Annotated in this window: 8 protein-coding genes; 4 read left to right on the top strand and 4 right to left on the bottom strand. The window is 41.6% G+C overall.

What is annotated here, in order from left to right; all coding sequences use genetic code 11:
* Nucleotides 1-153 precede the first annotated feature (153 nt).
* From C943_RS07125 to C943_RS21325, 4 genes are all read left to right on the top strand, one after another.
* Nucleotides 154-2,280 (top strand): ATP-dependent DNA helicase, encoded by a 2,127-nt coding sequence (locus tag C943_RS07125; RefSeq protein ID WP_008625916.1) that lies wholly within the window; start codon nt 154-156, stop codon nt 2,278-2,280.
* Nucleotides 2,270-3,769, top strand: a complete 1,500-nt coding sequence (locus tag C943_RS07120; protein WP_008625915.1) for a DUF7017 domain-containing protein — start codon at nt 2,270-2,272, stop codon at nt 3,767-3,769. Before C943_RS07125 ends, C943_RS07120 begins: the two co-directional genes overlap by 11 nt.
* A complete protein-coding gene (locus C943_RS21990) occupies nt 3,754-3,939 on the top strand; it encodes a hypothetical protein (protein ID WP_157198464.1) in 186 nt (61 codons plus the stop codon). The genes C943_RS07120 and C943_RS21990 overlap by 16 nt, the downstream gene beginning before the upstream one ends.
* Before the next feature lie 102 nt (nt 3,940-4,041).
* Nucleotides 4,042-6,840, top strand: coding sequence for a GIY-YIG nuclease family protein (locus tag C943_RS21325; RefSeq protein WP_051069530.1), 2,799 nt, complete (start codon nt 4,042-4,044; stop codon nt 6,838-6,840).
* Nucleotides 6,841-6,860: 20 nt separating this feature from the next.
* Here the strand turns inward: C943_RS21325 and brxL are convergent, their stop codons facing one another.
* The 4 genes from brxL to C943_RS22340 are packed head-to-tail and all read right to left on the bottom strand — an operon-like array spanning nt 6,861 to nt 15,159.
* Nucleotides 6,861-8,912, bottom strand: coding sequence for a protease Lon-related BREX system protein BrxL (brxL, locus tag C943_RS07110; RefSeq protein WP_008625912.1), 2,052 nt, complete (start codon nt 8,910-8,912; stop codon nt 6,861-6,863).
* A 10-nt stretch (nt 8,913-8,922) separates the two neighbouring features.
* Complete coding sequence (pglZ, locus tag C943_RS07105; protein WP_040479453.1) at nt 8,923-11,244, bottom strand: BREX-1 system phosphatase PglZ type B; 2,322 nt, start codon at nt 11,242-11,244, stop codon at nt 8,923-8,925.
* On the bottom strand, nt 11,217-12,515 hold the full coding sequence (locus C943_RS07100) for an McrC family protein (protein ID WP_008625910.1): 1,299 nt from the start codon (nt 12,513-12,515) through the stop codon (nt 11,217-11,219). Before C943_RS07100 ends, pglZ begins: the two co-directional genes overlap by 28 nt.
* Nucleotides 12,516-12,525: 10 nt before the next feature.
* A complete protein-coding gene (locus C943_RS22340) occupies nt 12,526-15,159 on the bottom strand; it encodes an McrB family protein (RefSeq protein WP_008625909.1) in 2,634 nt (877 codons plus the stop codon).
* Between the last annotated feature and the right edge of the window lie 17 nt (nt 15,160-15,176).

Below are 15,176 nucleotides of genomic sequence, written 5' to 3'. Positions count from 1 at the left end.
CCTAAAAAAATGAATGACCTTTAAAAGGACACATCATGGGTTAGATACTGGATTTAACCGATTTCGTGGTTTGAAAATATTTGACTAACGTAAAATAAACAGTGCACCTTATCCGCACACTTCAACCTGATCTTTGTTTCAAATCCTAAGGCCATGAAGATCCAAGACCACCTCCGCCACCTCGCTTTAAGTCCCGACCAATCAAGGGCAGTGGATATGTTGCAGGCATTTTTGGAATCTGATGGCCAAGTCTTTATCCTGAAGGGATATGCTGGTACCGGAAAAACTACAATCCTGAAGGGTGTGATTGATTTTTTGAATGGCAACGGAAAGCAGGTGCAGGTAATGGCACCCACGGGGAGGGCGGCAAAAGTCATACGCGATAAAACCGGAAGAGGCCAAACCATCCATAAGACCATTTATAATTTTCGGGAGCTAAAAACGATCGAAGACGCAGAGGACGATGCGGGCTCTTCCTTGCACTACTTTTTCCCCATCGAGCAGATCGAGGACAATGAAACCGTTTTGATCATCGACGAAGCTTCCATGGTTTCAAGCAAGGAATCCAACCATGAGCTTTTCACTTTTGGAACGGGGATATTGTTGAATGATTTGATTACCTATTCAAGAATCCCATTTTCTAAGTGCAAATTGGTTTTAGTAGGAGACCCCGCACAGTTGCCCCCGGTCGGAGACAACCAATCCCTGGCATTAAGCGAGGAATTTTTTCAGTCACTGGACCTGAAAGCCACTTCAACAACCCTCACCACTGTCAAACGCCAAGACCAAAACAGTATCCTTGAAAATGCCTTCCAGATTCGGTCCCTTATTGGAAACAAGGAAAAATCATCTTTTCATTTTGTGTTCGACCAAACCCATTCATTTGAGATTCAGATGGACCAGGTTCCCAGTCAATATGTAAATGAATTTCCCCTTCCGGAAATTGGCAACGGAGTGATCATAGCCTTTAGCAACAGCCAATGCCAACAATATAATCTTGCGGTCAGGGAGCAACTCTTTCCCGGGCAGTCAAGCCTTCAACCCGGAGACGTGTTGATGGTCATCCACAATAACTACCATACTTACGGAGTGGAAATGATGAACGGCGAAATGGCCAAGGTGACTTCGGTAAGGCCCAACACGATCGAGCGCAAAAACATACCTGTGTACGATGTAATTGCCGGAAGAAAAGTAAAAAAGCATGTTTCTTTGACCTTCCGCGAAATCCAGATTCGCTTGGAGAATCATTCCAACGAAGTTAGGTGCTTGATTATTGACTCCTTGCTCAATTCCCCAAAGCGGGATTTGAATATTTTGGAACTAAAAGCACTGTACGTGGATTTTGTCATGCGCTTTAAGGAAGAACAGGAGCGCAAAAAGCAAGAAGGAAAACCTTTCATTCGGATCGGTTCTCCGGAATTCAAAGAACGTCTAAAGACTGACCCGTTTTTCAATGCCGTCAGGGTAAAATACGGCTATGCCATCACCTGCCATAAAGCACAGGGTGGGGAATGGGGCACTGTCTTCGTGGATTATTACGGTAGAACCAGCTTAGAGGATGATCCGCTAAGATGGAGTTATACCGCAACCACGCGGGCCCGGACCAAGTTCTATGCTGCCAATGCCCCATTGGTCACTCATTTTTCTAAGTTCAAAATCAATCTGATTGGCCATTTGGCGCAAGCACCGGAAAATGCCTTAAACCTTAAGCTGGTGCCGATTTCTCCGTTTCACCATGTGGGTCAGCACTTGGCCAAAAGCCTTAAATATTGGGAGCTTTCAGAAAAGTTGGAACACAGCCCGTTTCAAATCAAACAGGTTCAAAGCCTGGGCGAATTTCGGGAGCGGTATACAATCCAATATGATGACGATCTGCTGGTGATCGAATCGGATCACGGCAAGGCTGGTATATTTAACGAATTCCATCCGATGCCAGGATCATCGTCCAATTGGGAAAACGAGTTGCTCGAATTGGTGAACCAGCCCTTTCCGGTATTCTATGCCATCGATTACCATCCGTCTACAGATAGTCTTCGAAAAATATGGGCACTGGTCCGCCAGGCGGCTGAAGAAACCGAGGTAATAATTACCAATGTGGAAGAAAAACTACAAAACTTTTTTGTAAATTACTTCCTTAAGACCGATGCCAAAGTCTCAATGATCCAATTTTACTTTGACGGTAAGGGGCGGCTAACAAGTGCGCTGCCAAAATCCATGTTAGGTACATCTGATCATAAACTTGTCCAATTCATCCAAAAGTTGCAGGACTATGCCATCTAAGGAAATCAAGGAACTTCGTCAATCCGGCCGATTGCAGGAGGCGCTGGAAATGGCAAGAGCGGAATTTGATGCCGATCCAGGGAATATCTGGACCAAGAGAAACCTCAGTTGGGTGTATTATGAATACCTCAAAGCCTCGACAGAAACTGCACACCATGATGATTTTGTGCAATGGCTCCAGCAGATGGTGGAGCTGGAACTGCCAGAAGATGAGAAAATGCTTTTTGATTCCCTGGCATTCCAAGTCGGAAAAATGGTGTTTGCCCTCCTCCGGGAAGAACCTATACCTGTTCAGAAAATCCAGCATTTGGCTGAATTGATACGTCCCTTTCATTTCACAAAACCATCCGATGCCTACAGCTTTATCCTCAAGGGATTCCACAAGGGTCTCAAGGATACAGGCTATTATGGTGATTTTATCGATTGGTGGGGTTTTGAGAATCTGTCAAGCAAAGACTACCTAAAGGAAACGCTTCCCGATGGCAAAGAAATGATGGCCATGGCAGAACAGGTATTTATTTCCTACGCAAAATACCTTTTGCCCAAAAGGGATGCGCATGGCGAGGTTCATTTTGACGCGGATAAAGCACATCGGTTTATCCCACAGCTGGAGGCCCTGGCCGAAGCACATCCTGGGTACCAGTATCCCCCTTACTTTCAAGCGAAGCTATTGCTGGCTTTGGGAGACAAGGAAGATATGCTGTCCGCGCTGATACCCTTTGCCAGAAAAAAGCAAAACGATTTCTGGGTTTGGGAAATTTTAGCTGAAGCGGTACAGTCAGATCCAGAAAAGGTGTTTTCCTGTCACTGCAGGGCCCTCCTGTGCAACAGCCCCGAGGAAATGCTTGTCGGTGCACGCCAAAAGATGGCTGAGGGCATGATTCTGAGAGGACTCTACGACGAAGCCAAGACCGAGATAGAGCAAATTCTGAAAGTCAAGGAAACGCAGGGGCACAAGGTTCCCGCAATTGTCAGCAATTGGATGGCACAGCCCTGGTATGCTGCTTCCAAATCCTTGGGTTCCAACAAATCCTTTTACCGGACCCATACCCAGGAGGCGGAGGATGTCCTTTTCGGGGACCTGGCTGAGGAATTGGTTTTTGTGGAATTCGTCAATTCGGACAAAGGGATGCTCAATTTCATCGCTTCGGAAGATAAGTTTGGCTTTTTCAAATTTGACCGATTCTTGAAGAAAGTACATCCAGGAGAAGTGCTTTCGGTAAGGTTCAACAACGGGGCTAAGGGCGGAAGATATACTGTCTTGACATGCAAAAAATCATCCAACGAGGCCTTCAAATCCCAGTTCCAGAAAGAACTGGTAGGCACTGTGAAGATCAAGCCCGGAACCGCTTTCGGATTTTTGGGTGATGCCTATATCCATTCAAGCCTCGTCGAGAAGTACAAGCTGGTCGATGGGCAAAACTTCAAAGGACAAATACGCAAAACCTACGACTCGAAAAAAGAGAAGTGGGGATGGAAATTGATTTGAAAAAAGGCGTGAATTTATATAAAACACCTTTACCCATAAGTGACAAAAGACCCTACATGGGTGAAGCAATTAGTTTTTTGTTTGATTTTCATCAAGTACTATTTTGTGTGGCTTTAGGGGACTTTATTGAAGTTGGATTTAAACTTGGGCAAAAATTTAAAGAAAGATAGACTATAAGTGCGATGAGAAATCCGCTAGCTAGGATATGATTAGGTTTATAAACCTGCAAAACTGATTGCGTGTAAGATTTCAAAACCTTAAGAAAGAAATTCATGAATTTTGACTCCATAAATACGAAAGGTTACGTTTACATCCTTGTCAACATATCCATGCCAGGGCTTGTAAAAGTGGGCAAGTCAACTAGGAGTCCGGAAATTAGAGCAACTGAATTATCACAGGCTTCAGGTGTACCCCATAGCTTTCAAATCGTCTATCAGACTCTAGTTGACAACTGTGACCTTGCAGAAAGAGAGGTCCATAGATTCTTAAATGCATTCAGGGAAAACAGTAACAGAGAGTTTTTTAGAATCCCCGTCAATAGGGCAATCGATGTACTGCGGAAAGTAATCTCAGAAAACAACCTCAAAGAGTCGGATCATGAAATTGACCCATATAGATTTGCATACGAGGAATTTCATTCTGCTGAAGCACTATTCGAAAAAGTAATCTCAAATGAAAAATATTGGGAACAGGCAAAGCTTCACCTAAAGGAAGGTTTTTTGATTAACTGGTTGAAAAACAAGTCTGAGTTTGATGCTTTAGTAAATGCGGAACAGTATAAAGCCAGGAAGAATGATATTGATTACTATTTTTCAGTTATCGTGTTTTCAATAGTTCCAGGTAATTTTAGAATTTTTGGGTATAACATTTCGTCTGTCGGGGACATTCGAAACTATTTTGAACAGGACTTTGAAAATGACAGGGGATTTTTAACGCTATACTTATCTGGAAAGCTTTCCAAAATTTACGAGGGTTTTTTGAATTCTAAAGGGACCACAGAAAATCAGGTTAGCAAATTTCTGAGTTTTTCTAATTCGTCCAGTGGTAAGCCATTGGAGGAGAGAAAGAAGAAATTGAGAAAAATATTGGAATGGAAAAGTAATTCAAATAAGTTTCTCCATTTTGATTCAGTGAATTTTGAAAAGGTTGACTACCTATTAAAAAAAAGCGAGTGGAACGAACAGGCTGGACTACTAAACATTCCTTATGATATAACAGAAAAAGCCTTTTCTAAAGAGGAGAGTGAAGTTATTGAAAGTGTTAATTATTTGAACAGAGTCAAAAGCTTGTTATTTGATACAAATAGTAATCTTCCTCAAAATAAGGACCTTTCAAAATTTGTGTCACGACAAGACCATCTAAGGGAAATTGGCTATTTAACAGGAAGTGAATATCTTTCCTTTTTAAAATGTAAATACTCGATGGATGATTTTAAAAAAATCAACAATGAGTATATGATACCAAAAGAGATTTGGAATTCATTTATTAATCCTAAATCCTTTTTTGAATTTTTAATAAATCGCGATTATTTATTATACCTTGTTGGTGAATATAGCGAGCTTAAGGGTTGGCTCTTTGCTGGTAACTCTTATCGAAACTATTATGAAATCCTTGAAAAAAGGGTTGACGGTATTTATGAAAATGCCGAGACGAAAGATCACAAAAGAGAGCTAATTTATAGCCAAAAAAATTGGATAATCTTCAAGAATTATGTCGAACAGTCGAAAATATTGAAAGATCATTTTTCTTCTAATGTAGGTTTCTTAATAAGTAAAGTCGAGCTTGCCGAAAAAACAAAGTATCTGCTAGAAAAATATTTAATTCCAGTTGAACAAATGAATGGTATAAAGACTGGAGATTTCGACTCTTTAAATGAATTCTATTTATCCAAAGTTCCGAAAATTGAGAAATCTGTGCTTGAGGATAGGCTCATTCATGAAAAAATTCGTTCTTCATTAAAAAATGGTTGTAAAAAGGATTTTGAAGATAGTTTAAGCGCTTTAAGTAAGACTTTCAAAAAAGAGTCAACAATCCGATATCAGCCGCTATATAACTCCAGCTTAGTGACAAATTTTTCTCTGGAATTTATTCCGACTAATCAATTTCTTTCAACCCTATCCTTGCCAGGACAACTCAGAAAAAAACTAAGGTCCGATAATTGCGATGAGTATTTGGAGGGTCTTAGCGTATTTTTTGAGTATGCAAATTTTTGGATTCCGAAAAAAACTCATAAGGTTCTAGAAGACGAATTTGTACTCCCGTTATCTGTCCTGAGGAGTTTGATCGGGATCAATATAGACGAATATTTAAGATCTGTTGAGTTCCTTATTGCTAATGGTTTGGAAATTATTAATGGCTTAGAGGAAAACAGTACAAACCTTGGTGTGAAGGGTTTTTTAATTAATAATTGGGGACCATCAAAAAGTCCCAATGATAGAAGATTGTCTGCTAATTTGACTCGTAACCAGTATTCCAATTTATTTTCTTCGACCGGTAGGAGTGAATTCTCTTTTTTTGAAAAAGGAAAATTCTCCTACAAAACAGACTATAATAATTCACGTTCAAAAGTTTTGAGTGATTTGTGGGATGGTACTGTTGATACGGCTTGCCTTGTTTTTTGTGATCATAAGTTGATTACAAAAAAGGAAATAAGCGACTATAGGAATAAACTAGGAGAAGATGCTCTCTCTTACTTTCATTTAAAATATGGATTGAATATTGATGATTATTCTGAAGCCAAGAAAGTACTTTCGTTAGGTTATGATAAAAGATTGGATTCTCGGATAAGTTATCTTATTAAGAATGTAGACTTGAGATTTCGTTTCTTGCCCGAAGAACTGAGGAAGTACTTAAAAAACTACTTGGCTAACTTGATGAATTTGAAAATCTCATTTTCCAACGTAGATTCCAATATTATTGCACAATTGGAAGAGTACTCCCAGATGAACTCATTTTCATTCACGTTAAAGAAAAGGAAGTTTCATTCGTTTTTAAAGGATAATTATTACCGAATTTCTACAAAAAATGATTTTTGGAGTGGGATGCTTAATTATCTGAACGAGAATTCATGATTTTCAAAATTTAACATTTATCAATACCCATCCTGAATACACTTCACCAAACAATCCTTGAGATCGGTGTAATACTGAATGTTGATTTTTGTGATCATGTCATCTGACAGTTCATTGAGCTGCTTTCTTGAATTGAGTGGAATCAGTAGGGTAGTGGCTCCTTTTTCTACAGCCAGCTCTGCAATGTTGACAGCATTGTAAATCATGTCCAATGAACCGCCAAGATTCAAGGATCCCACGACTACAAGACCTCCTTTGGTGTTTTTCTCAAGCATGGCACTGCATAAGGCCATCAGGACTGCCATGCCCATTCCGTTTCCGCTTTTGGACGTGTCAAAGGCCCTCAGCTGCACAGAAAAGTCATGGGATCTTGGGTCGCGATCTCCCACCAAGAAATTACTTTTGCTGTAGAGGTTTTGCTCGGCAAATCTGACACTTTCCTGAAACGGTGGAGGCACAGGTCGATTGAGGATTTTTACGCCCGAACCGGGCCCCATATTGATCTCAACCTTGTATAGACCGATGGATTCTTCTTGCCCACCTGCATTGATTGCCCAGATTTGTCCTGGTGGCAGCGGATCTTCGCTGATGGTATTTTCACTGTGGATTTCAGGAGTAGTCACAAAGGTTTCTACTCCTTCATTTCCTATCCGGTAGCTGAAATGGGTATTTCGAAATTCTGCTGATCCAACACGCTTTTGCTGCTCTTTTACTCTGCGCCTATACTCCAAGGCTACTTTGACAGCCCATTCCAGCAATTCGTCAGAAATCGGTGCTTCTGGGTTTGGCTGCATCAATTTCAGGAGTCCGTTTAGGGTCTTATTGACTGCTGTGGTATCCCTGCCACTCAATGCTCCACCATAATCAATTCTAGGTAGCACATGGGTGAGTCTGCTGGTGGTCCGCATTCTTGTCCAACACTCTGAAAGGAAGTCGCTCACCAATCCAAAATGCTCTGTGAAGTAGCTTTTATTGAGCTTCGGGAAGTCCCAGCCGGGTACAAAAGCATGGATTCTGTCCATGAAAGCGGTGTCGTCACGCATTTCCTTTGGCATCGGCCCGAAGAGGTGGGAAACACGCTGCTGATGCTCTACATCGACATCAAAATTTCCAACCATGACTATTCCACCATCTGCACGGATCGGCTCTTTTCCACGGCTGAATTCGCCGCTTTCCATGTAGCCTTTCATGATGTTGACCCCATCTTTTTGGTCAAAGGAAATCCCAGAAACCTCATCGAAGCAGACCACATCATATTTACACACTAGACCTCTTTCGCCGCTGCCCATGTTGACAAACATTTTGGCTACAGAAGCCTTTCCGCCTGACACCAAATGAGAGTAAGGGGAAATTTGCTGGTAAAGGTGGGATTTACCGGTTCCCCGAGGTCCAAGCTCTACCATATTGTAGTTTCGCTCTACATAGGGGATCATTCGAGCGAAAATCACATTCTTGGCTTTCTCAGTTAAGGAAGACGGTTCCATGCCTACACTTCGGATCAGAAAATCTTTCCATTCTTGTAAGTTGAACTGCTCTCGTCCCTTGTAAAGGATATCCAGAACATTTCTCTGAGAAAGTTGAATCGGTCTAAGTGAACGAATGCCAAAAGGCCGTCCACTGTTTTCCTGGGCAATGGCAGCATCATATTCTAATTCAATTTCCGCATAGAACCCTCCTGTGAAAATCCTGTCATTTTCATTGACTAATACCTCAGGAATACGAACTCGATTGAGCTGAAGGCTTGGCAGTGTAGCCACATAGCTGTCCGTGGCAGTATCCAATCGGGCGGTGATGATATCAATCAACTTGATTGTCCCGTTCTCCTTCGCTTTTGCTTTGAAGTATTCTTCTTCACCCGGTCTGACTGTTCTATCAGCAAGTTGCCTTTTGACGATTTCAAGCCCTTCCTTTATTTCTTCATCGTCTGTGGTGGCACAGTAGCGACCCAGTAAAAATTCGATGACATAGGTTGGTACCGGGTAAGTCTTCCTGAATTGCTCCAGAAGATCTTTTTTAACGATAAATCCTTCAAAAGCTGAGGCCGCCAAGCGGTCAATTTTGTCGAGTTCCATAGTGAATTTCCTAGCCTCCTACTGTGGTTAGTATTTTGTCAATGATAATTCCTTGTAGGTCGAGAAGCAAAACAGTCGCGGCATTTCCTTCCGCATCTTCTGAGACCATCACTCGGCCTTTGTTTTCCGAAATGCTTTGGTTCTTTGAAATAACAATCGATGAATTTTCGTCCGTTGCCTTGGTTCTGACATCAATCCAGTATCCGTCCGGTGCATTTTCCGTTTCCACATTGCACTTCAGATTGGTCCACTTGACTTTGGTGATCAGGGCTAGCTTCTTTGGCTGAGATAGGTTTTCAAGAATGATTTCCGGAATAAGGCATTCATGGATCGAAATTCCTCCATGTGCATATTCTTCATTTACCTTGAAGAAACTGATTCCAGGTGCGTAGGCAATGTAAACAGAAGGATTCCATCTCCAGGGCAGGTGAAGAAGAGGGGTGAAGGCTCCTTCTTTCATCAAGGCACAACGCCCCCAACGGGTTTCTGTCAAGTCGGCATTCAGTTGTGTTTTGGGTAGTCCTCCCGGGAGAAGCAGCCATCCGTGATCGGTCACAATCTTGATCCTTCGGTATCCTTTTTCGAAGATTCCCTCCACAGTCTCCTGAACCAATTCAAACAATTCTTCAACCCGTTTCACCAATCCGGACTGCTCCTGATGTCCTTTGGTATCGATATCGCCAATCTCCATCCAATACCGCTGTCCAGCTTGAATATCTGACACCTTTGCCACGTACTCGAAGCCTTTGGTTTTCAAGATATCTCTAAATGCAGCAGTGGAAAGGTCTTTGGTGTTTTTCAACTGAGGCCTGAAGTCTTTGCATTCACTGTTTACACTGATCACGGAGGCAATGGGGGATACCTTTGGCTTGGCAGTCGGAGTAAGAGAAGGAATGGCAGACCAAGTTGGCTCAAGGCTTACTTTAATTCCTGAAGATTTTTGCGCCAGTATCGACACAAATTCCTTGGCAAGTTCAAATCGGAATGCGTCCACAAACAAGACAAAATCTTCCGTTTCTTCTCCAACTGGTTGGTCCGTGAAAATCGCGGAATTCTCCTGAATCAGTTTCTGAAACCGACTGGTAATCGCTTCAAGCCACGGCTTGTAAAACAAATTAATGACCGAGGTGACTGCGTCCTTATCTCTAGAAGATTTCACAGCCTTTAACGCGCCTCGCATCAGCTGATCTACTTCAAAGCCCTCATTTACATAGTAATTTTGGAGTTCTTCCAGACTGAAACCTCCGAAGGATGCTTGGCTTTTTTCTACAAGTTTGCTCAGATATCCAAGAGCAAATGCAAGGGGAGTTTTATCCAGTTCAGCCCAAATCCAAGACTTTCGCCTTCGATGGATTTGGTCAAGTTTGTGAATTTCTGACTCTGCAGTTCGGATGTCCTTTTTGGATACTGCTGTTAGGGATTCATATAATTTTTCCTCTTCAACATCGTTACACTGGGGCCAACTGTCCGTTGGCAAAGCAAACATTCCTGTACCAAGGTCCTCGGGTTTCGCCTGCCGCAGTCGCTCCTCTACATTGGGATATTTTCGTGGGTTATTGGCATATAGCTGCCATACAGTTTTCCAGTTTCCCATCTGGCTTCCCAGCTTTAAGGCTATTTCCTTGATGTTTTTGAAATTGGGTTCAAAGTCAAATTGAGCCTTGCAAAGCTCTTTGAAAACAACCTGTTTGGAAGAATCCATTGATATCAAAAAATCATCCCCTTGGTTGATCCATTGGAGGATACTTTCATTGATTTCAGGGAAGACCAAGGTGTTCAAAAAAGGAGCGTCGATGAGCGTTTTATTCTGAAACGGATCCGGCTGATTGAAGATCGTGGGTAGTGCTTTTTTCAAAGCTACTTTGGTAGCGGTATCCTTTTGGACTTTGATACCAAAGCCCTGATTGGAATTTTCAACAAAAGCTGTGACCGTCCATTCTTTTCCGTTTTCCTGAAGAAACAGATTTCCAGTGTATTGATACTCCAAAAGTGGTTGAAGATCAAAGACCGCTGTTTCCACTTTTCTCAGGTCAGCTTTGGAAACGCCCGGCAAATAGATGATCGGAGTAGATTCAGCATCCCAGTCGGCTTCAGGAAGTAGCCTCGCTACCATGCATTTGATCCAGATGGCAGGTCCGGTTTTTCTTTCAGGTTGAAACTTACCATAATTCAAAAGCCCAGGAAGCTTTTCTTGAAGCAGGATAATAACTTCTTCCCAGACACGTTCAGGATCTGGCCAAAGGATGACTTCCGGCTTCTCCATCAAGCTACTGTTATGCTGTGCAGTCCAGGAAAGAGCGCGAATTACTTTATCTGATAATCTTTCGGACATCGTTTTATTTCTTCTTCGATAAAATTAACCAATCTTTCACCAAGCATTGGATCCAGTTTGGAATTAGATTCATCCAGAACGGAAACTGTCACCATTCCGCAGCGATGAAGTAAACCATTTCCATTTATAAAGTTTCCAGGTTTAAACCCCGGAAGTTTAGAAAAAGAATTGGTCGGGTAGAGGAGTAGGGCTGATTTACATTTCCAAAATTCATTATACACAAACATCTGCTTCAGGTCATTGTCCCCAGGATATTCACCATCAGGAAGTTTCCATTTGGTGTCAATAATAATCGAATGGAAGCCATCCATCGAAATTACCAAGTCTGGCCTTACCACCTTAAACGCTCTTTCGGATTCACTCTGCCATATCCTTTTTTGACTTTGGTTGTGCAAAGACCACTTCTTGTTCTTGTATCGAGCCAATTGCCGGAAAATGTATTCCTCCCACAGGTCATTCATATCAAACAGGATGGCCAGGACGTTATTCCGGCCTCCACTGATATCAGGTCTATAATTCAGTAGCAGCATCGCTGCAATCTCCAAAGCCTCTGCATAGGACTCTGTTTTTCGGTTCAGCTGAATCCGCTCAAAGGTGGCCGCAGTCACTTTGAGATCACTGAGTTCAGGAAAATTCAGAAGCAAGCTTTGCACCCGGTCTCTTAGAAAAGGAGAACTGCTGATCGTCGCAACGAGCTTCAGGGCTTTCAGCAGTATTTGGTTGAGAAGATGATCTTGGTCAAAGACTTGGTGCCGGGTATAGAAATTTTCCTGATGCACCAGGTTGTATTGGATGTTTTTTCCAAAGATCAACTTGCCTTTCAAGGCCTTGCAGTTCTTTTCTTGAAATCGGTACTTTTTGACCAACCCTGCTCTCAGCAATGTCTCGCATTCATTGACAAAGAGCTCCAAATAGGCTTCCAATATGCTGTTGGCCCGAAATTTCAAATAGGCCTTTTCATTGGCATGGACGTGCATCCAGTGGCACTGGGAGAGCATATCCAGCAGCACATTCCTCCAGATGGATTTTTCCGAATCTGCTGCCTGCTTTCCCACTTTAGGAAGTATCTCTATCACAAGATCACCTGCTTGGATCACTCCAACATATTGGTTGAAGCGAACGCCCTTGGGTGTAAGGGAAAAATACCTTCCTCCATGGGTTTCGTTGTACCAGCCCAACATTTCCCAATGTTTCTTTTTGAAACAGGTGTCTTCGCCTATTTGGAGGGAACCATATTCAAATACTTGAATGGGTTTGGTACAATCCTTCATGGGTAGAAAATCAGCTATACAAGGATTGAAAATCTTCCACAGTCAAATTATCTATTGACTTCAATTTGTATTTAACCACTGACTCGTATTGGCTGGCAAGTCCATTGCCCTGGCTAAACTTCGCGAAGAGATTCGAGGAAACTTGTTGTGGCTCCTGGAAAAAAGCATCTCCCAAGACAAGACCAAGCTTCTCATAATCATTGTAAAAGAACTCCTGAAGCAGTGGGAGGACTTTATCAGCATACACCTTTTTTAAATCCTCAAACTTACTGATATCCCATAACCAGGCATGTCCAATGGTGTGGTCAGGATCTTTTAAGATTTCAAGTCTTTTGTTGATAGTCTTTAGAAGTATCTCCAAATCAATTCCCTCACAATCTTTTGAAAGTTTCTCAGGCTCCGGGAGCATCGCTTTGAATGAAAACCTTCTCCTTAAGGCTGTATCTAAGGCTTCCACACTTCGGTCTGCTGTATTCATAGTCCCGACGATGAACAAATTAGGCGGGACGGCAAAGGCACTCTTGGAGTAGGGGAGATCCACAAATATCACCTCGTCTTTCCCAATTCTTTTGTCAGATTCAATCAAGGTAATTAGTTCTCCAAAAATCTGTGAGACATTGCCTCGATTAATCTCGTCAATAATAAAAACAAATGGTTCAGATTGGTCATTGTTCACAACTTCTGTTGAGCGTTTTTCCCATATACTTTGGACTATTTTCTTTTTGTCTCCGTAGGTAAGCGTTTTAGCATTGAAATTTGACTGCGATCGGTTCTTGTCTCTATAACTCGAAATCTGATTCAAAACAGCCCAATATGCTGTAGAGTTGCTTCCTCCAATTACGCCTCTGATACACTCATGAATATTGTTCATTGCATCAGGATCTGGATATACTTCGTAAATTTTTGAAAGTCTTTCTTTGGATACAGTGTAAGGTCTTTCCCTTCCTTTGTGAATAATTGCGAAATTTCCCTGAGCAGTAACGCTAATTTCTAAAATAGCATTGGAAACAGTTTTAATCTCTTTTACCCTTCCTCCGGATACCTCATCAAATAGCAAATCGTACAAAGCATTAAAGTCCATTAATTGCTCTACCATTTGGTCTGACTTGTTGTTCTTGATGTAGAAATTGTATGTCGCTTCCACACAGGCCTGCATGAACAATCCATCTTGGACCTCATATTTTAGAAAGGAATCCTCATCTTCTGCCTGCACAGGTTTGATACCCTCTATAAAATCCTCGTAAGACATATTTTGATGGAAAGTATTGAAAAATACCCTTTTTTGGGTCTGTAATGCCGCAAACCTCTTTTTTGCCTCAATTCTTGAATCAGGCACTTTGCCATCGACAATTTTTAAGGAAATATCTATCGTAGAATAGGTCTTGCCTGTTCCCGGAGGACCAAACAAAATCAAGTTTAGCGGGTGATTGCTTGTGGGTTTTTCTTCCATTTCCTCAATTTCGTTTTCGAATTCTTCTTCTATTTCATCTGTAGTGCTGTCTTCTACCACCGTAAGATTGAAGTAGGGGAGGAAAAGAAGTTTATTTATTGAATCCAGTTGTGATGGGTTTATTTTTTTGAAGGTGGAATAGCCACTGGGCATAATCTGTGACTTTTCATCTTTTAACCCTATAAGGCTTTCTTGTTTGGGGAAATAAAGTGGCTCTACTTCTCTGTAAAACCAATCCCCTTTGTCGGAGCCAAAAAGATTTGCTACTGATTCATCAAACTCCTTGACACCTGATTTTACCCTGCCTACCCATTTGATAATATTTCCTCCATAACAGAGGTATACATAGTCTCCAATTTTGAGTTCGTTTGCAAACTTTTCCCCTTGCCCCTTACTTGTATATCTACTAAGAGTTATCCAATTGTTTTCGTTGACAACTTTGATGAGAGCCTCGTTGTTAAATTTCTTGTCGAAAATCAATGAACCATGGGATATCTTATAGATACTTCGACCATTCAAGTTCAAGGTATTTGGCAGGAATAGTTTTCCGTCCGAAGTGAAGGCATGGGCGACCTGATCAATATGGCTAAAATCCGATTCTCCAACCAGTGATTTAAGCTTATGGAGTGGCTCTATGATTCCTTCATAATCATTTGGTAGACCATACCATTCGATAAAGTTTTTATAGGAATTATTGAAAATAGGGAACAGCGAAGGATTGATGTAAAATAGCCAGGGGGAATAAACCCCTCTTTTTACTTTTGGAACATTCTTACCCTCATACTCTCGTACCAATTGTTTGGCTTGTGCTACTGATTTGACTTTGAAAGCATTAAGAAGAAATTCCTGGACCGTCTGAAGTTCTTGATCGGTCAACCCAACAATACCGGTTTTACCCGCATTCGTAAATCCATGAACATAATGCTCGGTGGCTGCATCCAAGATAGCTTTCCTCTTTCCTTCATCCAGAACAAGGGCTTCAAGCTTCTTGTCAAAGGTTTCGTCCGAACAATTGTACTTGAATATCTGAATCAAGTCTGTAAGGATTTGATTTGTAAATGGAACAATAGTTAATGCCTCCGACAAAATTTGTCTGAAGATCGGAATAATTGCCTTTTGTCCTTCCCTTTCTTTGTAGGTTTCAGTGGTTTTGTAGTTATTAAAAACTTCGAAAAAATGGTCTGTATTTTTCATAATAAAACATGGTTTTA

The organism is Mariniradius saccharolyticus AK6, assembly GCF_000330725.2.
GTDB classification, from domain to species: Bacteria; Bacteroidota; Bacteroidia; order Cytophagales; family Cyclobacteriaceae; genus Mariniradius; species Mariniradius saccharolyticus.
Note: the sequence above shows the minus strand (reverse complement) of the source record. Positions and strands in the feature narration are given on the sequence as shown.